Annotated in this window: 22 protein-coding genes; 6 read left to right on the top strand and 16 right to left on the bottom strand. The window is 63.3% G+C overall.

Annotated features, from left to right (window positions below; all coding sequences use genetic code 11):
- Positions 1-8 precede the first annotated feature (8 nt).
- The 4 genes from Clow_RS07160 to recR are packed head-to-tail and all read left to right on the top strand — an operon-like array spanning position 9 to position 3,820.
- Positions 9-620 carry a hypothetical protein gene (locus Clow_RS07160; protein ID WP_055178108.1) on the top strand — a complete coding sequence of 204 codons (612 nt, stop codon included), beginning with the start codon at positions 9-11 and terminating at the stop codon, positions 618-620.
- 31 nt (positions 621-651) lie between these two features.
- Positions 652-2,772 carry a DNA polymerase III subunit gamma and tau gene (locus Clow_RS07155; protein WP_055178107.1) on the top strand — a complete coding sequence of 707 codons (2,121 nt, stop codon included), beginning with the start codon at positions 652-654 and terminating at the stop codon, positions 2,770-2,772.
- A gap of 54 nt (positions 2,773-2,826) precedes the next feature.
- Positions 2,827-3,153 carry a YbaB/EbfC family nucleoid-associated protein gene (locus tag Clow_RS07150; RefSeq protein ID WP_055178106.1) on the top strand — a complete coding sequence of 109 codons (327 nt, stop codon included), beginning with the start codon at positions 2,827-2,829 and terminating at the stop codon, positions 3,151-3,153.
- Positions 3,154-3,163: 10 nt separating this feature from the next.
- Positions 3,164-3,820 carry a recombination mediator RecR gene (recR, locus tag Clow_RS07145; RefSeq protein WP_055178215.1) on the top strand — a complete coding sequence of 219 codons (657 nt, stop codon included), beginning with the start codon at positions 3,164-3,166 and terminating at the stop codon, positions 3,818-3,820.
- A 73-nt stretch (positions 3,821-3,893) separates the two neighbouring features.
- Here recR and Clow_RS07140 read toward each other — a convergent pair whose 3' ends face one another.
- From Clow_RS07140 to Clow_RS07105, 8 genes are all read right to left on the bottom strand, one after another.
- A complete protein-coding gene (locus Clow_RS07140; RefSeq protein ID WP_055178105.1) occupies positions 3,894-4,919 on the bottom strand; it encodes a chymotrypsin family serine protease in 1,026 nt (341 codons plus the stop codon).
- Positions 4,920-4,946: 27 nt separating this feature from the next.
- Positions 4,947-6,107 (bottom strand): chymotrypsin family serine protease, encoded by a 1,161-nt coding sequence (locus tag Clow_RS11765; RefSeq protein WP_156334748.1) that lies wholly within the window; start codon positions 6,105-6,107, stop codon positions 4,947-4,949.
- Between the two features lie 52 nt (positions 6,108-6,159).
- On the bottom strand, positions 6,160-8,079 hold the full coding sequence (locus Clow_RS07130) for a fructose-specific PTS transporter subunit EIIC (RefSeq protein ID WP_055178104.1): 1,920 nt from the start codon (positions 8,077-8,079) through the stop codon (positions 6,160-6,162).
- An 18-nt stretch (positions 8,080-8,097) separates the two neighbouring features.
- Positions 8,098-9,363: a formate-dependent phosphoribosylglycinamide formyltransferase gene (purT, locus tag Clow_RS07125; RefSeq protein ID WP_055178213.1), complete on the bottom strand. Its 1,266-nt coding sequence runs from the start codon at positions 9,361-9,363 to the stop codon at positions 8,098-8,100.
- A gap of 207 nt (positions 9,364-9,570) precedes the next feature.
- Positions 9,571-10,536, bottom strand: a complete 966-nt coding sequence (locus Clow_RS07120; RefSeq protein WP_055178103.1) for an SGNH/GDSL hydrolase family protein — start codon at positions 10,534-10,536, stop codon at positions 9,571-9,573.
- 280 nt (positions 10,537-10,816) lie between these two features.
- Complete coding sequence (locus Clow_RS07115; protein WP_055178102.1) at positions 10,817-11,707, bottom strand: GDSL-type esterase/lipase family protein; 891 nt, start codon at positions 11,705-11,707, stop codon at positions 10,817-10,819.
- 161 nt (positions 11,708-11,868) lie between these two features.
- Positions 11,869-13,473 (bottom strand): alpha/beta fold hydrolase, encoded by a 1,605-nt coding sequence (locus Clow_RS07110; protein ID WP_055178101.1) that lies wholly within the window; start codon positions 13,471-13,473, stop codon positions 11,869-11,871.
- Positions 13,474-13,605: 132 nt separating this feature from the next.
- A complete protein-coding gene (locus tag Clow_RS07105; RefSeq protein WP_055178100.1) occupies positions 13,606-14,895 on the bottom strand; it encodes an adenylosuccinate synthase in 1,290 nt (429 codons plus the stop codon).
- A gap of 105 nt (positions 14,896-15,000) precedes the next feature.
- Here Clow_RS07105 and Clow_RS07100 point away from each other — a divergent pair, with 105 nt between their 5' ends.
- Positions 15,001-15,921 (top strand): hypothetical protein, encoded by a 921-nt coding sequence (locus tag Clow_RS07100; protein ID WP_055178099.1) that lies wholly within the window; start codon positions 15,001-15,003, stop codon positions 15,919-15,921.
- On the opposite strand, the gene Clow_RS07095 is transcribed toward Clow_RS07100, so the two are convergent.
- The 3 genes from Clow_RS07095 to fbaA all read right to left on the bottom strand — a co-directional run bounded on the left by Clow_RS07095 (position 15,918) and on the right by fbaA (position 18,533).
- On the bottom strand, positions 15,918-16,154 hold the full coding sequence (locus Clow_RS07095; protein ID WP_055178098.1) for a hypothetical protein: 237 nt from the start codon (positions 16,152-16,154) through the stop codon (positions 15,918-15,920). The two genes, Clow_RS07100 and Clow_RS07095, sit on opposite strands and share 4 nt — an antisense overlap.
- A 101-nt stretch (positions 16,155-16,255) precedes the next feature.
- A complete protein-coding gene (locus Clow_RS07090) occupies positions 16,256-17,440 on the bottom strand; it encodes an FUSC family protein (protein ID WP_055178097.1) in 1,185 nt (394 codons plus the stop codon).
- Positions 17,441-17,498: 58 nt separating this feature from the next.
- Positions 17,499-18,533 carry a class II fructose-bisphosphate aldolase gene (fbaA, locus tag Clow_RS07085; protein WP_055178096.1) on the bottom strand — a complete coding sequence of 345 codons (1,035 nt, stop codon included), beginning with the start codon at positions 18,531-18,533 and terminating at the stop codon, positions 17,499-17,501.
- A 208-nt stretch (positions 18,534-18,741) separates the two neighbouring features.
- On the opposite strand from fbaA, the gene Clow_RS07080 reads away from it, so the two are divergent.
- Positions 18,742-19,401, top strand: coding sequence for a VTT domain-containing protein (locus tag Clow_RS07080; protein ID WP_055178095.1), 660 nt, complete (start codon positions 18,742-18,744; stop codon positions 19,399-19,401).
- A gap of 43 nt (positions 19,402-19,444) precedes the next feature.
- Here the strand turns inward: Clow_RS07080 and Clow_RS07075 are convergent, their stop codons facing one another.
- The 5 genes from Clow_RS07075 to Clow_RS07055 all read right to left on the bottom strand — a co-directional run bounded on the left by Clow_RS07075 (position 19,445) and on the right by Clow_RS07055 (position 23,425).
- On the bottom strand, positions 19,445-20,638 hold the full coding sequence (locus tag Clow_RS07075; protein WP_055178094.1) for a glycoside hydrolase family 76 protein: 1,194 nt from the start codon (positions 20,636-20,638) through the stop codon (positions 19,445-19,447).
- Between the two features lie 57 nt (positions 20,639-20,695).
- Positions 20,696-21,376 (bottom strand): TrmH family RNA methyltransferase, encoded by a 681-nt coding sequence (locus tag Clow_RS07070; protein ID WP_055178093.1) that lies wholly within the window; start codon positions 21,374-21,376, stop codon positions 20,696-20,698.
- Positions 21,342-21,887: an orotate phosphoribosyltransferase gene (gene pyrE, locus Clow_RS07065; protein WP_055178092.1), complete on the bottom strand. Its 546-nt coding sequence runs from the start codon at positions 21,885-21,887 to the stop codon at positions 21,342-21,344. Before pyrE ends, Clow_RS07070 begins: the two co-directional genes overlap by 35 nt.
- A 1-nt stretch (position 21,888) precedes the next feature.
- Positions 21,889-22,989: a type III secretion system chaperone family protein gene (locus Clow_RS07060; protein ID WP_055178091.1), complete on the bottom strand. Its 1,101-nt coding sequence runs from the start codon at positions 22,987-22,989 to the stop codon at positions 21,889-21,891.
- Between the two features lie 112 nt (positions 22,990-23,101).
- Positions 23,102-23,425, bottom strand: a complete 324-nt coding sequence (locus Clow_RS07055) for a hypothetical protein (protein WP_055178090.1) — start codon at positions 23,423-23,425, stop codon at positions 23,102-23,104.
- Positions 23,426-23,454: the final 29 nt, after the last annotated feature.

Genomic DNA, 23,454 nt, shown 5'->3' with positions numbered 1-23,454 from the left:
ACGGGACAGTGAATAGATCGGAGACGGAATACTGGCTCGACGATTTCATGCCCGCCAAGTTGAGCGTCCACCCTGCCGGTGGTGTGCACATCGGCGTAGCGGAGTTCAGCGGGCAGTCCATCGCTTGCACCACGGACTTCGCTCGCGTGGATACGGGCCTCCAGGTGGATGGGGAAAGCACCCCCACCGACGTGCGCAGTGAGCTCTTTACCGTGATTGACGGCTCGGTAGTTCCGGCGGTGCGCGTACTCGGCTCGGCGGTGGACGTGCTGCGTAAGAACGCCGCCGTCCTTCCTGCGGAACCGGGCACCATGCTCCCGGATCTGGCTAGCCGCTCGGGTGTGCTGGTGGATCAGTTTGGCTTTGATTCCGGTATCTCCGTCCTGCACGGCCTCCTCGTTCCTCCCTTCATGTGGGGTGGCCCGGTGCCGCAGTTCACCGAGGAAGCCGGGGACGTGCACGGAGAGGGCATCACCCCCGGAGCCGGACGCCTCACCGTCATGCTCCAGCTCATCATGCTCACCGATAAAGAACGCGATCGCATCATGCGCGAGGGCATGAGCCGCTTCCTCAACGAGGTGCAGGCGGAACGCATTGCGGTACACAACTGGCGTCGATAAGCGCGGGCCGCAACCCAGGTAGGCTGTGGGAGTGTCGCTTTACCGGAAGTATCGCCCAGCCTCCTTCGCGGAGGTCGTCGGCCAGGAGCAGGTGACCAAGCCCCTTTCTGCCGCCCTGGATTCTGGCCGCATTAATCACGCCTACCTGTTTTCAGGGCCGCGCGGTTGCGGCAAGACCTCTTCCGCGCGCATCCTGGCTCGCTCGCTCAACTGCGAGCAAGGCCCCACCTCCCAGCCCTGCGGTACGTGCGCTTCCTGCCGCTCCCTGGCCCCTGGCGGGCCGGGCAACCTCGACGTCACGGAGCTTGACGCCGCCAGCCACAACGGCGTGGAGGACATGCGCGAGCTGCGCGACCGCGCCTACTATGCCCCCGCGGATTCGCGCTACCGGGTGTTCATCATCGACGAGGCCCACATGATCTCCAACGCGGGCTCCAATGCCCTGCTCAAGATCGTGGAGGAGCCCCCGGAACACCTCATCTTCATCTTCGCCACCACGGAGCCGGAGAAGGTGATTGGCACCATCCGCTCGCGTACCCACCACTACCCCTTCCGCCTGCTCACCCCGCAGGCCATGAAGGGGCTGCTGGCCCGCACCGTGGAGGCCGAGGGCGTCTCCGTGGAGGATTCCGTGTACCCGCTGGTGATCCGCGCCGGTGGGGGCAGCCCGCGCGATTCGCTGTCCATCCTCGATCAACTCCTCGCCGGGGCCGGTCCCGGCGGCTTGAGCTATCAGGAGGCCCTACCGCTGCTGGGGGTCACCGATCTTTCGCTTCTCGACGCCACCGTGGACGCCCTCGCGGAGGGCAACAAGCCCCAGCTTTTTAGCACCATCGACGATGTGATCGAGACCGGCATCGAGCCGCGCCGATTCGTCAGCGATCTCCTCGACCGCCTGCGTGATCTCATGGTGCTCGAAGCCGTACCCGAGGCCCTGGAAATGGGGCTCGTGGACGCCCCCGCCGACCGCGCCGAGGTGCTGCGCGCCCAGGCCGCGCGCTTTAGCGGCCCGCAGATCACGCGCCTGGCCGATCAGGTTAATAGTCGTATCACCGATATGCGCGGGGCCACCTCGCCGCGGTTACTCCTAGAGATTTTGGCCGCGCACCTTCTCCTTCCCGCCGAGCAACCGGTTGCTTCCCTGAGTACTGCACCGCAGCAGTCCACCGCGCCCTCTACCTCTGGTACCTCTGGGAAAATTACGGGAGCCGGTGGGCGGGTCTACCAGCGCCCCTCACAGCGCGCCGCGCAACAAGAAGCGGCACCTGCTCCTGACCCTAAGCCCACACCAGAACCACAGCCTGAGCCTCAGCAGGATAAGCCCGCCCCTGCGGGGGACGTCGAAAAGCCCAAGTCCCAGGTCACCGACCCCCTGGAGGCCATTCGCTCTGGTTGGGCGGCCCTGCGCGAGGCCGTGGGCGAGCGCAATCGCGTGGCTCAGATCATGCTCACGGAGGCCACCGTGCTGGGTATCCGCGAGGACACGCTGATCCTGGGGCACAACACGGGTGCCCTGGCCGCGCGGCTTAACGCGGAGAAAAATAACAAGGACGTCGCCACCGCCGTGGAGAAGGTGGCGGGCCGCCCCCTCAAGGTGCACTGCGTGGTGGGCACCGATCCCTCGGCCCAGGGGTTCCAACCCGCCGCCCCGGCAGCGCGCCCCTGGAACCCCACCGAGCGTTCCCCCCGCGAGCACAAAGCCCCCGCGCCTGCGGAAACCAAGGAGCCCGAGGAACCCGCGAAACCCACGCCGGTGTGGGGAAAACCAGCCTCGCTGGGAGGCGAGCAGCCGCCCGCGCAAACCCCGCCCCCTGCTCCCACTCCTCCCGCTCCTAAAAACGCGGCACCCAAGATCACGGTGCCCACCAGGACGGCGGCGCCCAGCCCGGCCCCCCACGATGATATTCCGCTCCCCCCGGAACCCGAGGACCCCTACGCACCACCAGAAGAGGCGATCCCGGCACCGCCTTCCGCCGAGCCAACACCGGCCAAGCCCGCACCCGCCGAACCCACGGCGCAGGAGGAAGCCGATTCCGAGGAAGAGGAGATGATCCGGGCCGCCGCCAGCGAACCGGGAAGCCCCGACCGGCGCGACGCCATGACCGTGGTGATGGATTTGCTGGCCCAAGAGCTCGGAGCCAAGCCTCTCTAAGGCGCGTAGAATCGGGAGGCCGAAACGCGAAACGATAAAAGAAAGGCGCGATTAATGTCTCAGCCCGATATGCAGTCCATCCTCCAGCAAGCCCAGCAGATGCAGCTCCAATTACAGCAGGCCCAGAAGGAATTGCTGGCCTCCGAGGTCTCCGGCAGCGCCGGTAATGGACTGGTGACCATCACTATGACCGGCGGCGGCGAGGTCAAGGACGTGCAGATCTCCCCCGAGGTCGTAGACCCCGAGGACGTCGATACCCTGCAAGACCTCATCACCGGCGCCTTTGCCGACGCCCACAAGAAGGTAGGCGAATTGGCAGAAACCAAGATGGGCCCCCTTTCCCAGGGGCTTGGCGGTGGCCTGGGCGGAATGCTCGGGTAACGTAACAGCGGTGTTTGAAGGACCTCTGCAAGACCTCATCGACGAGCTATCACGCCTGCCGGGTGTAGGCCCCAAGAGCGCTCAGCGCATCGCCTTCCACCTCCTCCACGTGGAACCCGAGGACATCAACCGCCTCCAAAAGGCACTGGGGGAGGTGCGCGATGGAGTGACCTTCTGCCGCATTTGCTGCAATATCGCTTCTGCGGAACTCTGCCGCATTTGCGCCGATTCCGGGCGCGACCGCTCGATTATCTGCGTGGTAGAAGAGCCCAAGGATATTCAGGTGATCGAGCGCACCGGGGAATACTCCGGGCGCTACCACGTCTTAGGCGGGGCGCTCGACCCCTTGGCTAATATCGGCCCGCGCGAGTTGAATATCTCCACGCTCTTGCAGCGCATCGGCGGGGCACTGCCGGACCGCCAGCTGGCGGATTCCACCCCGGAGAAACCTCTCTACGATTCCGCCCCCGAGGTCACCGAGGTAATCCTCGCCACCGACCCCAACACCGAGGGCGAGGCCACGGCTTCCTATCTCGCGCGGCTGCTGCGCGATTTCCCAGGGCTGATCATCTCCAAGCTCGCCTCCGGCATGCCCCTGGGCGGCGATCTAGAGTTCGTGGATGAACTCACGCTTTCCCGCGCATTGAGCGGGAGGCTCACCGTATAAAAAGTAAAGGGGCGGGCGCGATTCTATGAACTGCGCCCGCCCCTTTACTTATTCAGATGGTCCAAGGGTTGATCTAGAACAGACCGCCCAGGGCCTCATCCAGGCTGCTCTGAAGCTCCTCGCTCAGCGCGTCCAGAGGATTGACCAGTTCCATCTCCTCCATTGCCTCCGGGTTCGCCTCGAACCAATCGGAAACACCCTGGGCGTCCTCCGCCTGGGTGCGGGTGGGATCGGCGGCCTCGGTGGACTCCGGGAGGGAGAAGTGCTCGTTGACCTGGCCGTCCTCGATGCCATAACCATCCTCGATGGCTACGTCAATCGGTTGAGCGCGGCCAATGGGGCCAAAGCCCATCGAGGTCACGCCCAGGGCCTCGCCGGTCTCCGGGTCAAAGTTCACTCCGCCGGAATCGCCGTTATCGTAGTTCAGCCCCACGCTCCACAGACCATTCTGAGTGCGGAAGATCTGCGTGCCGCAGCTGCGCCCGCTGGTGTTGCCGTCCTTGCAGATGGGCTGCCCCAGGTTATCCAGGGAAACCTCCCAGAACTCCAGATTGCGGTAATCGCGCACTCCGGTGAGTTCCACCGGCTCGCCGTAGGAGTTTCCGTTGGAATCCACGGAATCGGCCATGCGAGTGGTGGTGACGCCGGGCTCCAGCTCCACGGTGCCCCAGTCAGGGGTGTTGAAGGACTGGTTAAAGTACCCCAGCGGGCTGGCCAAGGCCTCTTGCTCATTCACCACGATCGGCCCACCCTGATCGGTGTAGCCCACTACCTTGTCCCCCTCCGGGGTGGGCACGTACACGGCATCGCCCATCGTCAGGTAGCCGTCAATGCCGTACACGCAGTGACCCGCGCTGATGAGAACATCCTTCTGAGTGCCGTCGGCAAGCGTCACGGTGCCCGGGACGCCCTGGGAGCAGGCGCCACGCTTGTACTCATCGGGCACGTTCTCCGGCAGCATCGAGGCCGTGCTTTCCGTGAGGTCATCGGAACGCATGGGGGAGCCGGGGGCGACCTCGGCGGCATTGGCAACAGGCACCAGCACCGGGGTGGCAATCGCGGCCGCGCACAAAGCCACGGCAGAACTACGAATCTTCATGTTCCTCAATCCTCTTATGATCGGGGGCTAAACAAGCTCTTGAAGAGCCAAGCCCAGCCCTGCTTGTACAGCGGTATCCACGGTTTCCTCCGCTAACCCTGCCAGATTATCAGCAGTGGTACTCAGATTCTGGGAAATCGCCTCAATATCAGAAGGATTATGGATCAGCTGCTCAGTGGAGGTTTCCACGGCGGTGCCCACCTCTTCTACTGCGGCCTGCGCATTGCCCTGAGCGACGTCGATAGCCTCCTGGGTATCCGGCAGCTCCTCGCTCAGCATGTCCACGGCCCACTCTTGGACCTCCGCGCTGTCCTCATTCATGGACCGCATCTCAGAATGAGCTTCCGTGGATTCCGGCAGGGCAAAGTAGTCGTTGACCTGGCCATCCGGGATACCGTAGGCCTCTTCCAGCGCCACATCTATGGGCTGCGCGCGCTCCACCACCCCATAGAAGCTCATGGAGGTCACGCCCAAGGCCTCGCCGGTGATGGGGTCAAAGTTCACGCCACCGGAATCGCCCCCTTGAACAAAGCCCACGTACCAGAGCCCATTGCTAGAGCGCAGCACCTGCACTCCGCAGGTACGGCCGGTGGTTTGGCCGTCCTTGCAGATGGGCTGGCCGAAGTTATCAAAGGCCACCTCCCACGGGCCCAGATCGCGGTAATCGCGCACACCAGTGAGCACCACGGGCTCGCCCTGAGAATTACCATCCGCATCAATGGAATCCGCCACGCGCGTTGCCGTCACACCATCCACGATTTCAGCGGTGGCCCAATCCTCGCCGTCATACATCAGGCGAAGTTCCTCCGGGTCGTTCTCATCCAGAGCCGGGTGAACCTGCTTTCCCTGCTCCCGCACGGCGATCAGTTCGTCCCCCTCGCGCAGCGGAGCGTACACCTCGGGGGTCATTTCGCCCATGCCTTCGATTCCCCACAGGCAATGCCCGGCGGTGACCATCACGTCCTTCTGCGAACCATCCGGCAGCGTCACCGTACCGGGCACGCCCTGGGAGCAGTACTGGGTGAAGAGGCCCGCCGGCATATCCTCGGGAATCTCCTGAGCCACCTCGGGGAAGAGGTGCATGGGGGCGCCCGGAGCCACCTCGGCGGCACTCGACGTCGCTACGGCCACGGTAGGTATGCAGGTCAGGGAGGCTAGAAGAGCCAACGCGGTGCGGCGTATTCTCATATATGCGCTCTTTCTCTCTATGCGATGAAATTCATGCGAATCACACATCACATTAAGGCCGCCTAGAAGAGTCCACAAGGGCCGTGGTCGTACTCCCCTCTTTCGGGGGCAGAACACCCTCCACCTGCTCCACGATCTCCTTGGCACTCTTCGCCGCAAAGAGACGATCCCGGAAGTCCGAGGTGGTCAGAGTGCGAGCGATGCTCGCCAAAATCTTCAAATGCTGCTTGCCTGCATTGCCTGGGACGGCGATCAAAAAGACCAAGCGCACGGGCTTTTCATCCGGGGCGTCCCATTCCACGCCCTCGCGCAACCGAGCAATCGCCAGCACGGGTTCACTCACCCCGACGCAACGCGCATGCGGGATAGCCACCCCATCCCCCACCGCCGTGGTGCTTTTCTCCTCACGCTCTTGCGCCGCGCGCATCACCTCTTCGGGGGAGCTAATGCGATCACCGGCGGCGTCGATAAGCAATTCCATCACCTGCTCGCGGCTGCCTGCCTGCGCGTCCACGAGCACGGCCCGCTCGCTCAGTAGTCCTTCTTCGCGGGGTTGCTTCCACCCCACGGCCAAGACGATGGTGCAGGCCGTGACCGCCACACCCGCCGCCAGGGCGAGGAAGAACCAGGGCACGCCGTCCACCGCGCCCAGCAGGGCCACGATGGGGCCGCCGTGCATGACGTGATCGGCCACCGCCCACCAGCCCGCCAGCGCTCCGGCCACGGCACCACCCAATACGTTGGCGGGAATCACCTGGAAGGGCCGGGCCGAAGCCAGGGGAATCGCGCCCTCGGTGATGCCGAAGAAACCCATCACCAGGGAGGCCGCCCCGGCCTCCCGCTCGGTGGCACTAAAGCGGCTGCGCCGCACCAAGGTAGCCACCCCCACCGCCAGCGGTGGCACGGCGATGGCGGCGGCCACCATACCCATCGGGTAGGGATTTCCCGCCGCGATAAGGCCGCCGCCAAAGAGGAAGGCCGTCTTATTAAAAGGGCCGCCCATATCAAAAGCGATCATGGCACCCAAGACGGCACCCAACACAATGGCGGAGCCACCATCGAGACCTTGCAGAGCGCCCGTGAGAGCCTCAAAGAGCGCCGCCACCGGATGCCCAATGACATAAATAAACAGCAACCCCACGATCAAACTGGTGAGAATAGGAATAACGATAATGGGCCAAATAGGAGCCACAAACCTATTCACCGGAATACGCCTAATCCCCAGGGCCACGTAGCCGGAAAGAATGCCGGTGATGATACCGCCGATGAAGCCCGCCCCCGCCTCAGAGCCATACAGCGAACCCGTCACGGCCACCATGCCCGTGATAAAACCCGGCGCGAGCCCCGGCCTATCCGCAATACCCGCCGCGATATAAGCAGAAAGCACCGGCACCATGAGCCCAAAGGCCAGTACCCCCAATTGCTCCACCGTGGCCCAGAAAGAACCCTCGGGGATCACCAAGCCCTCCGCCGTGGGTTGGCCGCCCACGGAAAGCGCCACAGCCAGCAATAACCCGCCGGTGACCACGAAGGGGATCATGTGCGATACCCCATTCATCAAGGCCTGATACATCGTGTGGAGATGAGCCTTCCCACCGGAGCGTGGTTGTGCCACCTCGCGGGAATCAGCAGAGCGGGCGGCGCCCTCCAATACCGGCACCTCTTGGGCTCGATCTAATAATTCCCCGGGCCTCTTAATGGCCTCATCTACCCCCGTGGAAAGTACGCGCTTCCCGGCAAATCGGTCCTTGGAAATTGCCACGTCCGCCGCGATGAGCACGGCGCTGGCCGCGGCAATATCGGCGGGGGTAAAAGTACCCTCCACGCCAATGGAACCGTGCGTTTCCACTTTGATCCGTATTCCGGCTTCACCGGCGGCTTCTTGGAGTTTTTCCGCCGCCATATAGGTGTGAGCAATACCGGTGGGGCACGCGGTAATCGCAAGAACAAGCGGGGCATCCTGTGCGTTCATGCCCCTTAGATTAAGCCTCTAATCTACTGAGCTAATAGTGATTACCCCCGCCGCCCGAGCCGCGGCTTCCCGCGCGGCCTCCGTGGTCTCTCCGCTGGCGAGAGCCACCCCCATGACGCGCCCCTTCCGGGCTCGCTGCTTACCAAAGAACTCCACGGTAGCCTCCGGCACGGCGCAAGCCTGATCGAGGCCCCCATACTGAGGAGAATCCATCTCCCCAGGGCTGAGAATCATGGCGGCGGCACCGGGGGAAACCACGGTGGCGTCGATAGGCAAGCCCAACACCGCGCGGGCGTGCAGATCGAACTGGGAGAAACGCTGGGAGCACAGCGTGACCAGGCCGGTGCAATGCGGGCGAGGTAGCACCTCGGAAAAGTAGACGTCCTCCCCCGCCACGAACATCTTGACACTGAAAACACCGCGTCCGCCCAGGGCGTTGGATACTCGCGCCGCCACGGAACGGGCATTATCCAATGCCGCAGCGGGCAGGTGCGCGGGCTGCCAGGCCTCGGTGTATTCCCCGCCCTGGTACGTGCACCCGATGGGCTCGCAGAACCAGGTGGCGAGTTTGCCCGTGGCGGGGTCGATGGAGCGCACCGCCACCAGGGTGACCTCGTAATCAAAGTCAATCACCCGCTCCACCACGATGCGGTGGCCCTCCCGATCGGCGGGGGCTGCGGTATGGGCGGCGTCGACGGTATCTGGTGCGGAAGAAGCCTCGGCGGTGAGGTGGCGCCAGGCCTCCTCCACCTCCTCCTCGCTGCGAATCATGCGGTGGTCACGCGCCCCCGGGCCGCCAATATCCGGCTTAGCCACGCAGGGGTAGCCGATGGACCCCACGGCCACCTCGAACTCCGTGAACTCGGAAACGAATTGATAGCTCGTGGTGGGCAGACCCAATTCCTCGGCGGCGAGCTTGCGCACGCCCTCGCGGTTGAGGGAAAGCTCTACCGCCGCGGCATTGGGTACCACGGTGGCCTGCTCCGTGGCCTCCACGGCGGTGAGCACGTTCGCCGCGATCCGCTCCACCTCGGGCACGATGAAATCCGGGCGCACCTGCGCGATGAGATCGGTCACGGCCTTGGCGTCCGTTACGTCCACCGCGTGAGCCACGTGCGCCACCTGCTGTGCCGGGGCGTTGCGCACCCGGTCTACCGCGTGAACCTCCACCCCCAAGCGTTGAAAGGACATAGCGAGTTCGCGGCTGAGATAGCCCGAGCCCAGCAACATCACCTTGGTGGCCGAGGCGGTATGCGGAGTTCCGATTTTTTCCGGATTAACCATGCGCTCCATGATAGGGCGCTTATGCAGGGGAGCAGAATTATTCACCGTCATTGCTGTATCTATAACGGGGTTTTTGCGTGTGATTCCGCTCCTGCTGCGGGGGCCTCTTATCTGCTCTATCTACCCGCTTGGCTTGCGCGGCTGTTTAGCCTGCGCGGCTGCTCATTCTGGAGCAGCGGGGAGACGCTTAGCACGTGCAGCCGCTATTCACGCAACCTCTTGGCCCGCGAAACTGCGTATCCCCTGCCACTTAACCTTGCTGTTTACCCCTTGTTGTCTATCCGTACAGCACCTATCCGTACAGCGCGGAGGAAATGATGTTAGCCATGCCGCGCTGTCCCTCATTGGAGGGGTGCATGGGCATGGTGTGCGTGGAATCATCCACGAAACCCACCACCCAGCGCTGCGCGGGGTCCGGGTTGCACATGCCATGCCCCAGGGAGGCCTGTAAACGTCAATGAAGTTCGCGCCAATGGAGCCCGCGGTGCTGCGGATGTTATCGCGCATGGTCTCCTGAAGGAGCTTTCCACCGGGAATGGGGTAGGAAGCCTGCGCGGAGCCCATGTTGGCGGGGCAGAAGAAATCACCGCTGAGCATTTCCGGGTAGCTCAACATCGTGACTCGCGCGTTCGGTGCCACCGCGCGGATGCGTTCCTTGATCGCGCGCATCTCCGTGCGGAAGGCCGTGAAGTCTACGCCGTGCGGGGTGACGGCCTCGACGGGCACGTCCGCCCATTGCAGCGGAGTCATGCCGCCGTACATGATGGCTACGTCCTGGGTACCCGGCCCCAAATCTCCGCGGCTAATGGCAGATTCCACGTAATTCACCAGGTCCACCACGGGGATACGCCCGGTGCCGTTGCAGGACCAATCCGCCACGCTCTTACCCGTCTGCTGGCCGATCAGTTTGGGCCAGTTCTCCTTGTCCGTGGCGCAGGAAGGGATATGCGGGGCACGCGCCGGTTCCAGCCAGCGATCCCCATTCTTGCCCGCGTGAGCCGTAAAGGAATCACCAAATACCACGAGCTCATGCCCGTGATTGTCCTGCGCGGAGGGGGAGGAGGATAGCGGGGGCACGGGGGCCGCGCCCGCTGCCGGGGTGCCCAGGGAAAGAGCCATTATCGACGCCGCCGTGAGCGCCGCTGCCTTCATGCTGCTGGAAAGTTTCTTCATGCTACCGGGATTCTCATTTCTGAAAACATGCTTGTCCGTTGCCTAGCGTTGTCTGGTTTGGGCAGACGTATCGCTTAAATCTGGGTATACATTACCGCACAAGTGAGGTTTTTGTTGATTTTTGTGGCAGATGTTGCGTAAGAGGTCTGCGCTTACCACGTTCGTGCCCGGCGAGGAACCAGCCAAGAAGTTTGCCACGACAACCTCAACAGTGCTCCGCCAACAAAAGAGGCACGCACCGCCTCTTGCGGCACGCGCCTCGTACTAAGAGCGTGAGGTTTTAGCCCCGCAGCCCCTGAGCGATGATGCCACCCATCGCCCGCTGCCCCACGTTCGAGGGGTGGGAGGGCATGGTGTGCGCGGTGCTATCAATGAAGCCCACGGTCCAGCGCTGCTCGGGATCGGGGTTGCAGGTGCCGTGGCCGAGGGACTGCGCGTAGACGTCAATGAAGTTCGCGCCGATACCTGCGGCGGCGTCCCGCACGGTGTCACGCATGGTGTTTTGCACCGCCGTGGCACCCGGAGCCGGGATCGGAGTAGCCACGGGGCCAAAGTTCACCGGGCAGTACGTATCGCCGGAGATGTACTCCGGGTAGCTGGACAGGGTGAGACGAGCCTTCGGCGCCACTTCCTTGATGCGATCCTGCACGCGAATCAGGAACTGGCGGAACACGGAGGCGTTATTCACCGCACTGGGGTTCACCATCTGCACAGCGCCATCTACCCAGTAGAAGGGGTCCAGGCCGCCGTACATAATCACGACCTCCTCGGTATCCGGGCCGAGGTCACCGTACTGGATCGCCATTTCCAAGTACAGGGCCATATCCACGCTCATGCCATTGCAGGACCAATCGCCCACGGTCTTGCCCAGGTGCTCACCAGCTACCTTCGGCCAGTTCTCGCGGTCCGTGGCGCACTTACCAGCCCACGGGGTCTGCGCCGGCTCCACGCCACGAGCCCCGCCCTTACCGGCGTGAGCGGTGAAGGAATCGCCAAAAGTAACGATCTGCTTGCCGTTGGGAGTGGTCTGAGCAACGGTGCCCGGCAGTTCCGGCAATTCCGGCAGCGGAACGAGCGGGGCTGCGCTTGCGGGAACCGCTGCCAGGCCCATACCCAGAGCCGTAACAGCACCAACGACGGCCGCGCGCAGGGCAGCAATGTTCTTCTTCATACGGGTATCCAATCTTCGTGGGTGAACCTAACCCCCTATAGGCGCACCACACGCCGGGGCTCATTCACAGTCTGTATCTACTTTTGGAGGTAATTCGTTACACGATAGCTCATAGCGGGCTGAGGATTCTAAAAAATAGAACCTCTCAGCCTGCACGCCATCTAGGAGAAATAGGCGGCTACCTGCTCTTCTACCGCCTCGGGATTGCGGATCATCACGCCGTGACTGTAGCCGGGAAGTACGTGTAATTCGCCTCCCATCGCACGCTGCATGGCGTAGTTTCCCTCACCCGTCGTGGCGCTGTCATGGTCATAGCCCACCAAGAGCGGCTTGGTTTCCAGAGCGTCTCCATTAGCCCAGAGCAGCGGGGTGGGTTCGGGCCAACCGGCGCAGTGCAGGCCCGAGGCAATGTTGTCCTCATTGGCCCTTATCACGTCTCCTGCCGCTGTCTCTACCAGCGCCGGAATCGTGCGCGAGGCATCAAGTGGGGTGCGGTTCTCATTGCATGTCACCGCTTTATCAACGTGCTTTGTCCCCTTCCCTTGCTCCGAAACTCCCTGCGCAAACTCCGCTTGCTGTTCTCCGTCAAGGCCCTGCACCCGAGCAATGAGATTCTGCTCCAAGGGGTCGGCCACGATGGCGTTCTGTTTCAGAGATTCCGCCACGCGCGGCCAAGAGTTCTGGTTATACAGGGCACCGTCAGTCACCAAGAGTATCCATGCCAACCCCAGCGCTTCCCCTTCCGCCAGGCGTTTCGTACTTTCAAGCGGCGCCAGAAGCCGGTGGAGACGCCAGCGCACCTGCTCACTCAGATTTACCCCGCTCAGCGCTAGCTCCCCCACGGAGCTGCCTGCCGGAATATCCGCCTCGGTAGCAGGAGGCGGGGTAAGAGGAGCGGCAGAAAGCCCAGTGTGCTCATTAACCCGCGCCACCCAGGCCTTGTACACCTTGAGCGGCGTATCGCCCAGGCCGTACTCCCCGTTACGCTCGGCGATCCAGGCAAACATGGCATTGAGGGCGTCGATACGCCCCTGCTTGCGGCTGGCACCCAACTGGAACCACACGTCATCGGGGTTCATGGAGGAATCGAGCATCGTCTTTCCCGTGTGCTGCGGGAACAAGGTGGCGTAGGTGGACATGAGCACGGTGCCATAGGAAACGCCATAGAGGTTCAGGCGGTCTTGTCCCAGAATCTTGCGGGCTTCTTCGAGGTCGCGCGCGGTGTTTTCCGTGTTCACGGTGCGCGCGTAGCCCGGCTGCTGCACCTCGCAGAGTTCGTAGGAGACCTCCGCAAGCCCTAACTCCCCCATCCCAGGCGGCATACATTCCAACGGCGTGCCCCAGGGCAACCCGCGCGGCTGCACGGCCACGAGGTCGTAGTGTTCGCGCACAGAATCGGGGAGTTTCACGGTGTTCGGAAGGTTATCGTCCCCGCGGAACATGCCCAGGGCGGAGCCGCCCGGCCCACCGGGGTTACCCGCGATCACACCGCGCGATTGTCCCTTGGCCGGGATTTTGCTCATGGTGAGACTGATTTTCTCGCCCTCCGGGTGCGCATAATCCTTGGGCGCCTCGAAGGTGGCGCATTGCGCGGCGGAATCGGCAACGGCGCCGATGGGGCACGGCCCCCATTCCACTTGCTGCGCGGCCCCATCAGGTAGGGCCCCACCAGCCCGGGCCTCATCGGCCTGAGCTGGAATGGATACGAGGGCGAGGGGAAGGGTACTAACCGCCGTGATGGCGGCAACGATTCTGCGGAGATTCACCGTGGTACCTCTCAGGAGAATATTGAGCTGGATTAGGGGCTGGTATATAGAGCCTTTTCTCCACAGAACCTACCAGAAACCCAGGATCCCCACCCTCCTCCCAGGTTTTCACACCAGCCCCATCACCCCCATCTACCCCTCTAGTACGTCATGGACCACGATGGTCTGATCGCGCCCCGGCCCCACACCGATGTAGGAAATACGGGCACCGGAGAGCTCTTCTAGGCGCTTCACGTAATCCTGAGCGCGCTGCGGCAGCTCCTCAAAGGTGCGGCACTCGGAGATGTCCTCATCCCAGGCGGGCATGGTCTCAAAGATCGGCTCGGCGTGGTGGAACTGAGATTGGCTCAGCGGCATTTCGTCGTAGCGCACCCCGTCCACGTCATAGGCCACGCACAGCGGAATCTCCCCGATGCCGGTGAGCACGTCCAGCTTGGTGAGGAAGAGATCAGTAAAACCATTCACCCGCGCGGAGTAGCGGGCGATCACGGAGTCGTACCACCCGCAGCGTCGCTTGCGGCCGGTGTTCACCCCCACCTCACCGCCGGTGACCTGCAAGTACTCCCCCCACTTATCGAAGAGCTCCGTGGGGAAGGGACCCGCACCCACGCGGGTGGTATACGCCTTGATGATGCCCAGGGAGGAGGTAATGCGGGTGGGGCCAATGCCCGCACCCACGCAGGCCCCGCCCGCGGTGGGGTTCGAGGAGGTCACGAAGGGATAGGTGCCGTGGTCCACGTCGAGCATGGTGGCCTGACCGCCCTCCATGAGCACGTGCTTGCCCTCGTCGAGGGCCTTATTCAGTTCATATTCCGCCTCAATCACCATCGGGCGCAGCCGGTCGGCGTAGGAGAGGAAGTACTGGGCGATCTCCTCGGCGTCGATAGCCCTGCGGTTGTACATCTTCACCAGAATCTGATTCTTCACGTCCAGCGCGGATTCGATCTTCTGGCGCAGGATGGATTCATCGAAGATGTCCTGCACGCGGATACCCACGCGGGATACCTTGTCCGCATAGGTCGGCCCGATGCCACGCCCGGTGGTGCCGATGGCGCGCTTGCCCAAGAAGCGTTCCTGCACGCGGTCAAGCACCTGGTGGTATGGGGCCACCAGGTGTGCGTTGGAGGAAATGCGTAGGCGGGAGGCGTCGGCACCGCGCGCTTCCAGGCCATCAATCTCGCTAAACAGGGCCTCAAGGTTAATCACCACGCCGTTGCCCAGCACCGGCACGGCGTTCTCGGAGAGCAGACCCGCGGGCAACAGTTTCAGCTCGTACTTTTCGCCGCCCACCACCACGGTGTGCCCGGCGTTATTGCCGCCGTTGGGCTTGACCACATAATCCACCCGGCCGCCCAAAATATCGGTGGCTTTACCCTTGCCCTCATCGCCCCACTGAGCCCCGACAATCACAATCGCAGCCATACTGGCATCACACTTCCGCAGATTAGACTCCTGCGCACCACCTGGGCGCGCATATAACAACCAGATTCTACCCACCCGCCCGGCGCAATCCTAAGATAAGCAATCATGCGGACCCTTTTCCTGCACTGCGGCACCACCGGCCTGCCCCTCGGCGCGGGCGCTCACCAACTCTCCGAGGTGCCCACTCGCCAGGAATTAAAGCTTATCGACGCCGCCGCTAAGCAAGCACTCCCCCACGATCCCACCCCCACGCTCGACGAGATCGCCGCGCAACCCGACGTCGCCCCCCCCCCCCCCCCCCGCCCCGCCCCACAGGCTGAGGCCCTGAGCGAGCGCCTGCGCATCGTGGTGATCGGTTCCGACGCCGCCCTTTCCGCCGTACTCACCCGCGCCATGCGCGCCGATTATCTCTGGGCAGAGTTCGGCTTTTTGCCCCTGGGAACCTCCACCGCCGCGACCAACTGGGGGCTACCTCACGACACCGCCCAAGCCCTCGCCCTCGCCGCCGAAGCCCCGGCGCTGCCCACCCCCACCATTCGCAACGATTCCGCCCTGGTAGTAGCCGGTTCCGCCACACTGAGCCACTGGGAAAATACGGAATACACCGGGGAGATCATCGTGGACGATCACCGCCTGCTCCTCCACGGGGAGGAAAATCGCCCCCTCTTTGGGCACTATGGAGCGCGACTGGTGCCCATGACCACCGCCCCAGGCCTGGCCGCCGTGGAACTGCGCACCCCGCTTTCCGCCACCCAAGAAGGCTCCGGCCTGGGCGCGGCGGTAGCTCGCCGCGTAGGACCGCGCGGAGTAGAACGACTATGGAACTCCCCCGGCACCCGCTGGCTTGTACGCCGCGCCCCGCAGCCCGAGGCCGTAGTAGCACCGGAAACGCTGACCACCGGGCGGGCCGTGCAATCCGGCGGCGAGAATATCCGCGTGACCGTGGACGGGATTAGTGCCAAGCGGCCCGTGAAGCGCGTGACCTTTTACCGGCACCTGCGCGATATGCAGATTGTGCGGCCTTAGTTCTCTTTGCTTTCGCCTTTGCTCGGTTGTGGGAGGGGCGAGCCGTAGTCCTGAGAAGTGGAATCCTCCCGCAGAATCTCCTGGGTGCCCTTGCCGCCTAGCCACTCATTCGGCCAATCTGCACCCATGCCCTTGTACTTCTTCTTTTTATTGAGACGGTAGCGCTGATACCAGAACACGAAGATGAGCCAGAGGGGGAGGGAGATGATGAGGGTGATGAGTAGGGGAGTCATATTCTTCTAGGGTACCCATCTCTTAGATACCCGCATGATTCTACAAAGAAAGCAGGTCAGCCCCCACCAATATCGGTAGGGGCTGCGGCAGGGTTGGTTCTCTATTCTTCCTCCCACACCTCCGGCGGATACGCCGGAGTGGAGGAGGTGGGCGCCAGCACCGCCAACGCCGATTCACGGGACATACCGCATATCTGCAAGAAGTCCACAATGAGAGAGCGCGATTGCGCAAGCACTACATAAGCAGAGAGCACGCGCCCTTCTACCACCTCCATCGTGGCCCGCCCGCCCAGGCGGCGCAGTTGGTTCACCAGCACGGGAATCTCCGTGGCCTCGTTCACCGCCGTGCGCCGCTCGTAAACCTCGCAGAGTTGGAGGGCGACGTCGGAAAGCTCATCAATAATCTCGATCTGCTCGGGGGATACCTCGTCGCCGTCCTCGGTGAGCACCTGCGCCCGGCGCGCGAGCACGCGCACGTTGCGGATGGAGTTGTCCACGGGAATAAGTAGGCGCTCTAGGCTGCGCACGCGGCGCCAGTTGCTCCACAGCAGCGGGGAAAGCGTGGTGGATTCGCGGCCTACTTTGGCGGCGGAGAGCATGGTGTTGATGTTGCTTTGAGTGCCGCGCACGGCGGAAAGCGCGGTTTTAATCTTGTCCACGTCCCCTTCTCTAAGGGCCTGAGAGACGTCTTGAAGCACCGAGGAGGCGATACCCAATACGTTGGATACTTCTTGACGCCCGGATTGGAGGGGATCGTTGGGGATGAAGGCCACCACGAGGAGGCCCACGGCGGAACCCACCATCGCGTCGATCACACGGCCGGTGCCGCCGGTTCCCGTCATGGCCGATACCGTGCCTGGCGGCATGATCGTGGCAATGAGGATGGAGCCGATGGCGGCTTGGTTATTCACCAATTGCGATTTGGAGATAAAGGAAGCCAGCAGCAAAGAGGTGGCCACGGCAATAGAGATTTGCCAGGCTCCGGGACCGAGGTAATAAAAGAGGAGGTCACCCAGGGCCACGCCGACGATACAGCCGAGCGACATTTCCACCGCGCGCTTCATGCGATCCCCGCCTTCGAGGCCGAGGATAATCACCGCCGCGATGGGGGCGAAAAAGGGAACCGGGTGGCCAAATACTTTCTGAGCCACCAGGAAGGCCAGGCCCGCCGCCACGGCGGACTGCACGATGAACCATGCGCGCTTGCGCACGCGCAGCGCCCGGCTGTGGAGTGATGTATCCACCACCCGCAGCCGAGCTAGCGTGCTCATTCTTTGCTTGGGCATGACCTCTACCATAGCCGCGCGCCCAAGGCGCGCCCGCGAGTTACTTAGTCCCCGCGTATTACTTGGTCACGGAGGTGCCCACGGAGTGAAGGTCCTGGCAGGCCTCCACCACGCGCTCGCTCATGGACTGCTCGGCCTTCTTCATGTAGGAGCGGGGATCGTACACCTTCTTGTTGCCCACCTCGCCGTCGATCTTGAACACGCCGTCGTAGTTGGAGAACATGTGGCCGGCCACGGGTCGGGTGAAGGCGTACTGGGTATCGGTGTCCACGTTCATCTTGATGACGCCGTAGCGCAGGGCCTCCTCGATCTTCTCCTTCTCGGAGCCGGAGCCGCCGTGGAACACGAAGTCGAAAGCCAGGGCGTCGTCCGCCAGGCCGAGCTTCTTGCGGGCCACCTGCTGGCCCTCCAGCAGCACCTCGGGGCGCAGCTTCACGTTGCCGGGCTTGTACACGCCGTGGACGTTGCCGAAGGTGGCGGCGAGCAGGTAGCGGCCGTTCTCGCCGGTGCCCAGGGCGTCGATAGTCTTTTCAAAGTCCTCGGGCGTGGTGTAGAGGTTCGCGCCGGCCTTGGCCTGCACGCCGTCCTCCTCGCCGCCGACGACGCCGATCTCCACCTCAAGGATGATGTTGGCGGCCTTGGCCTTGGCCAGCAGTTCCTGGGCGATCTCTAGGTTCTCGTCGATCTGAATGGCGGAGCCGTCCCACATGTGGGACTGGAAAAGCGGCAGCTCGCCGCGGTCCACGCGCTCCTGAGAGATAGCCAGCAGGGGACGCACGTACTCGTCAAGCACTTCCTTCTGGCAGTGGTCGGTGTGCAGGGCCACGTTGATGCCGTAGTGCTTGGCGGCCTCGTGGGCAAAGGCAGCCAGGGCGCAGGCACCGGCCACCTTGTTCTTCACACCCAGGCCGGAGCCGAACTCCGCGCCGCCGGTGGAGAACTGAATGATGCCGTCGGACTCCGCCTCGGCAAAGCCCTTGAGCGCAGCGTTGATCGTTTCTGACGAGGTGCAGTTGATCGCGGGGTAGGCAAAGCCTTCCTTCTTTGCGCGATCGAGCATTTCGTTATAAACCTCAGGGGTTGCAATAGGCATGAATACTCCTCAGATGTCGTGATCGTCGCACACGCCGCTGGCGCGTGACCTACCTACCGATTATGCCAATATCGAGCCTACTCCGCCGCCACCGAAAAGCCCACGGATTCTCCACAGAAAACCCACAAAGCAAAAAGAATCAAAAATATACGGGCACCGCTCCCCAGCCATTCCCCACTTCACCCTTGCCCCGCCTACGCTAAGGAGCATGATAGATACAGTGAGCACCCTGGCGCTGGGCCCGGACTGGATGGACCCCATGTACCTCCTCAGCGGCTCCGGCCCCTTCGGCTCCCTCATTCTCCCCGGCGTGGCCCTCATCGTTTTCATCGAATCCGGCCTGCTCTTCCCCCTCCTGCCTGGCGATTCCCTGCTTTTCACCGCGGGCATGCTCTCCGTGCAGCCCGACCCCTTCGCCCCCCTCTGGCTGGTCATCGTGGTGTGCGTGCTGGCCGCCATCGCGGGCGATCAGGTAGGTTACTTCATCGGCTCGCGCTTCGGCCACGCCCTGCATAATCGCCCCGATGGCCGCTTTTTCAAGCAGGAATACCTCAGCCGCTCCCACGACTTCTTTGAAAAGCACGGCCCCATCACGGTTATCATCTGCCGATTCGTGCCTATCGTGCGCACCTATGCGCCGCTGGTGGCGGGGATGTCGGGAATGCGTTACCGCGTTTTCATCACCTATAACATCATCGGCGGCCTACTCTGGGGCGGCGGCGTGACCCTCCTGGGCGCCTGGCTGGGCCAATACACCTTTATCCGGGAGAACATCGAGGCCATCTTCCTGCTCATCGTGTTCCTCTCCGTACTGCCGGGCATCATCGGGGCCACCAAGCAATTCCTGGCCTCGCGCCGCTCGCAGTAGCAGGTAGGGGCGCTTATCGACGCCCCCTTACCCCTACAGCACCCTAGCTTTCCGCCTCCACGTACTCCTGTACTCGTGCCGCGGCCTCAATGAGCATCCACCCGGAGAGTTGCACGGAAAGATCGCGCTCCGCGATGCGGATAACCCCGGCGGTTTCCGCCAGGGTCTTAGGCCCCAGGCCGTAGTTGTGCGGCAGGCGGGCATCGTCGGTCCAGTCGGTAGCAAAGATCGGCAGACCATCCACTTCCAAGCGGTGATTCCACACGCTATCGGCAGAGGCCAGCACCAGCTTTGCCGCCACCTTCTTCGTAGCGCGGTTGGTGGGGGAATCCGCGGGCAGGCGCACCGCCACCTCTGCCAGGTAGCGCACCAGGATTCCCTTGAACAGGCCACCATCGCCCTCGCCGGTATCCCAATCGATCACGCCTTGGGGGGTAGCCATCTTCCGGGCCACGGCCTGCACGATGGAGCGAATGGCGGTGATGTATTTCATGGAATCATCCACCCGCTCGGCGTCCTCGTAGGCCAGCACCTCTTCTTCCTCAAAGCCCGCGCGCTCGCGCAGGCGCAGGGCAATTTCCAGGCAGGCTCCAATGGTCACGCCCTGGCAGTAGGGGTGAATATCACGCACCAGTTCCGGACCGTGCATCCTCATGCGCAGGCCGTCCATGATGAGGCCGTCATCATTGATGAGGTTATCCAGAATCCAGTCCACGATGCTCATGGCCTGCTCTAACCTGCCGGTGCGCGCCATCATGATGGCGGCGGGCCCATTGGAGGGGACGTTATAAAAGGTCTCTCCGGTGCGCCAAGGCAGCACGCTGGTCAGCCCGTCGATGCCGCTGAGGATATTGAACTCCAGGGCGTCGATCTGCTTGGGCTTTTTCATCTTTTTCAGTTTTGCCGCCCGCCTCAAAGCTAGAGCCAACCACGCTTTATCGTCGTAATAGCGGTTATGCACGAGTTTATTGCGGTTGCGCCACCGGATACCGCGCATGGTCTCCTGAATACGTGCGCGCCGCGCATTGGTACTGCGGCGGGAATAGGCATCTAAAAGGCAATCCAAATAATGTGCCTGCCACCAGTAATGCCAGCGGATAAAGACCTTTTCCTTTGACGTAGGCGGCCAGGCTACTACCGCGAGATTCGTGCGGGGAATCCCCCACAGGCGGCTGGCGTGCCGATCATTAATGGCGGTTTCTGCCAAATCCGCGCGGTGCGACCATTTTTCCAGCATTGTTACGCCTCACACTGATGTATTAGTGGTGTATTTCCCCATGATCCTAATAAAGAATCACCACGCACGGCGCAGATCCGCGTGCTGGCGTATCCAAGCGTGCATGGCGATACCGGCCGCAACCCCAGCGTTGATGGATCGAGTGGAGCCAAATTGAGCAATCGAGCAGGTCATCACCGCGGCCTCTTGGGCCTCCGGGGTCACCCCGGGGCCTTCTTGGCCGAAGAGCAGCACGCAGCGCCGGGGCAGCTCCGCCGTTTCCAGGGGCACGCTGCCGGGGGTGTTATCAATAGCCACCACCGCGATGTCCTCGCTCGCCGCCCAGGCCATGAGCTCGGCCACGGTGGAGTGGTGGCGCAGGTGCTGGTAGCGGTCAGTAACCATTGCCCCGCGCCTATTCCAGCGGCGGCGTCCCACGATGTGCACGGTATCGGCGGCAAAGGCGTTGGCGGTGCGCACCACGGTGCCAATGTTGGCATCGTTTTCAAAGTTCTCAATCGCCACGTGCAGGGGGTGGCGGCGGGTATCAATATCCGCCACGATGGCCTCACGCTTCCAGTAGCGGTAGGCGTCCACCACATTGCGGCGGTCGCCCTCCGCAAGGAGGGTGGGGTCAAGGCGCTCGTCCTCCGGCCAATCCCCCTCCCAGGGGCCTACCCCGTGGCGGCCTTCTCCCCACTCCGTAGGGCCTGGGTGCTGTTGCTCAGGCAAGCCCCAGATCCTCCAACCCCAGCACATAGCGGTATTCCAGGCCCGCCTCGGCCAGCACCTTATCCGCGCCGGTGGCGCGATCCACCACGGTCGCCACACCCACTACCTCGGCACCGGCTTCGCGCAGGGCCTCCACTGCGGTAAGCGGGGAGTTACCCGTGGTGGTCGTATCCTCCACCACCAGCACTTTCTTCCCCTCCACCGAGGGTCCCTCAATGCGGCGTTGCATACCGTGCTTCTTGGTCTCCTTGCGCACCACGAAGGCGTCGATAGTGCGCCCCTCGGCGTGCATGACGGAGGTGGCCACGGGGTCGGCGCCCAGGGTGAGCCCGCCCACGGCCACGTAATCCCAGTCGGCGGTGAGTTCACGCAGCAGCGAACCGATGAGCCGGGAGGCGCGGTGGTGCAGGGTGGCCCGGCGCAGGTCCACGTAGTAATCGGCCTCCTTGCCGGAGGAAAGCGTCACCCGGCCGTGCACCACGGCCAGTTCCTTAACCAGTTCCGCGAGTTCCGCGCGGTCCTCCTGAGACAAAGCCATGCTATTTACCTTCCTTGTTGTTCGGGGGATTAAGGCCGCGCAGGTGTTCCAGGGGGTCGCGGCCGAGCTGTTCCGCCAGATCATCGAAGATGGAGGGGCCGGCGTCCTGCGAGCGCAGCACCCTGGTGCCCTGGTGATCGGAGGGCTTCTCGGCGCGATCGCCAATGCCCGGCACCTCATCGCCGCCCAGCGGGCGCGGCTCCACCACGCCACGGGACTGCGTGCGCGCCCGGGTGGGCAACTCCACGGGCTCCTCCGGGCGGATCACCGCGGGCTTCTCCTGCTCTTCTTGCTTATCGACGCCCCCTTCGGCCTCTTCCTTGCGCGCCACGGGTTCCGGGGCGGGCATGAGGCGCGAGGGCAGGGCCTCGTCGATCTTCAACGGCGCGGCGGTGCGCGGGGGGAGGGCGTGGGCGGCGTCGGCAAGCCAGGTCATTGGAGCCATGATTGCCTCCCACTCGTGACCGTGAGTGCCGCGATCGAGCTGCGCTAGTACCCAATCGGATTCGCACCACACCGCGCGCACAAAGTCCGGCATGACCTCCAAGGCCGCACTCACCCGCTCATCGCTGAACCGCTCTGCGGCCTCGACGTCCGTGCTGAACCGGATGAACCCCTCGACCTCGCCGCATTGCACCAGATCGGCGGAGGAATCCTCCCCCATATCGGGGCGGCGGAAATCCACCACCACATCGGAGAAGGTTCCGCGGCGCACCGCCAGCACCGTCGTGGAACCGAGATCCGCGAGAGCAAACTCGTGGTCCTCGCTCATTCCCGTCACTACATCGTGGGCGGCGGAACCCGCGGAAGCGGCGCCACGACGCCACTCCTGTGCCAAGGCATCGTCGGTGCGGGTGAAATCAAAGCCCGCCTCCTGAGCCCAAGCGCGGCGCTCCCGGCGGGTTTGCCCCGGCATCGCCAGGCGCCCCTGGCTCTTCCGTGGGGAGTCCTCGGCGGGTTCCTCCCCCGCGGAGTTCTCCTGTTCGCCTGCGGCTCCGTCAGCCACAGAACGGGTTTTGCGCCCCCGGAGATCAAGCCACCACAAAACGGCGGCGATCACGAGGGCAACGGCGGCAAGCGCAAAAAGTAGTGTTACGGACACGCTCTTACTCTAATGGTAAGGAGCACCGCATGCTCAGGTGCCCCCAGGAATACAGGAATAAAAGTAAAGGAGCGCGATGTTCGCCGCGCTCCTTTTTCAGGTGAGGGGTTCTTTAGACCAGGATGCCCATGATGAACTTAACCACCTTGACGATCAGGCCCAGGTCATCCTCGGAGGAGCCCGTGGAGCCCTGATCCGTGGCCTGCTCATCGCTGCTGGACAGGCCCGAGGAGAGCTCGGAGAAGTCGAAGGACCCCTCGGTCTGCTCACCCTTCTCGGTCTCGGGGGCGGTGGTGTCGGTGTTCTCGGTGCCCTCCACGTTGACCACGCTGTAGTCGGGATCCACCGGCTCCTCAGCGAAGGCGGGGGCTGCCACCGCACCGGAGGCAATCACAGCGGAGGCCGCCACGGCGGCGAGATTCTTACGAGAAAACATGGTGTCTTCCTTTCTGTATCCGAATGCAA

Origin of the sequence: Corynebacterium lowii (assembly GCF_001412085.1) — a bacterium.
Classification (GTDB): domain Bacteria; phylum Actinomycetota; class Actinomycetes; order Mycobacteriales; family Mycobacteriaceae; genus Corynebacterium; species Corynebacterium lowii.
The sequence above is the reverse complement of the archived record's forward strand: the minus strand, read 5'-3'. Positions and strand labels throughout refer to the sequence as shown.

What these genes read in the sequence shown, in the direction of transcription:
- purT (WP_055178213.1), bottom strand. Translation starts at nt 9,363, where the DNA reads ATGGTTAATCCGGAAAAAATCGGAACTCCGCATACCGCCTCGGCCACC.
- Clow_RS07120 (WP_055178103.1), bottom strand. Translation starts at nt 10,536, where the DNA reads ATGAAGAAACTTTCCAGCAGCATGAAGGCAGCGGCGCTCACGGCGGCG.
- Clow_RS11765 (WP_156334748.1), bottom strand. Translation starts at nt 6,107, where the DNA reads ATGAGAATACGCCGCACCGCGTTGGCTCTTCTAGCCTCCCTGACCTGC.
- Clow_RS07080 (WP_055178095.1), top strand. Translation starts at nt 18,742, where the DNA reads ATGATAGATACAGTGAGCACCCTGGCGCTGGGCCCGGACTGGATGGAC.
- Clow_RS07100 (WP_055178099.1), top strand. Translation starts at nt 15,001, where the DNA reads ATGCGGACCCTTTTCCTGCACTGCGGCACCACCGGCCTGCCCCTCGGC.
- Clow_RS07115 (WP_055178102.1), bottom strand. Translation starts at nt 11,707, where the DNA reads ATGAAGAAGAACATTGCTGCCCTGCGCGCGGCCGTCGTTGGTGCTGTT.
- Clow_RS07090 (WP_055178097.1), bottom strand. Translation starts at nt 17,440, where the DNA reads ATGCCCAAGCAAAGAATGAGCACGCTAGCTCGGCTGCGGGTGGTGGAT.
- fbaA (WP_055178096.1), bottom strand. Translation starts at nt 18,533, where the DNA reads ATGCCTATTGCAACCCCTGAGGTTTATAACGAAATGCTCGATCGCGCA.
- Clow_RS07055 (WP_055178090.1), bottom strand. Translation starts at nt 23,425, where the DNA reads ATGTTTTCTCGTAAGAATCTCGCCGCCGTGGCGGCCTCCGCTGTGATT.
- Clow_RS07075 (WP_055178094.1), bottom strand. Translation starts at nt 20,638, where the DNA reads ATGCTGGAAAAATGGTCGCACCGCGCGGATTTGGCAGAAACCGCCATT.
- Clow_RS07130 (WP_055178104.1), bottom strand. Translation starts at nt 8,079, where the DNA reads ATGAACGCACAGGATGCCCCGCTTGTTCTTGCGATTACCGCGTGCCCC.
- Clow_RS07150 (WP_055178106.1), top strand. Translation starts at nt 2,827, where the DNA reads ATGTCTCAGCCCGATATGCAGTCCATCCTCCAGCAAGCCCAGCAGATG.
- Clow_RS07105 (WP_055178100.1), bottom strand. Translation starts at nt 14,895, where the DNA reads ATGGCTGCGATTGTGATTGTCGGGGCTCAGTGGGGCGATGAGGGCAAG.
- pyrE (WP_055178092.1), bottom strand. Translation starts at nt 21,887, where the DNA reads ATGGCTTTGTCTCAGGAGGACCGCGCGGAACTCGCGGAACTGGTTAAG.
- Clow_RS07095 (WP_055178098.1), bottom strand. Translation starts at nt 16,154, where the DNA reads ATGACTCCCCTACTCATCACCCTCATCATCTCCCTCCCCCTCTGGCTC.
- Clow_RS07070 (WP_055178093.1), bottom strand. Translation starts at nt 21,376, where the DNA reads ATGTGCTGGGGTTGGAGGATCTGGGGCTTGCCTGAGCAACAGCACCCA.
- Clow_RS07140 (WP_055178105.1), bottom strand. Translation starts at nt 4,919, where the DNA reads ATGAAGATTCGTAGTTCTGCCGTGGCTTTGTGCGCGGCCGCGATTGCC.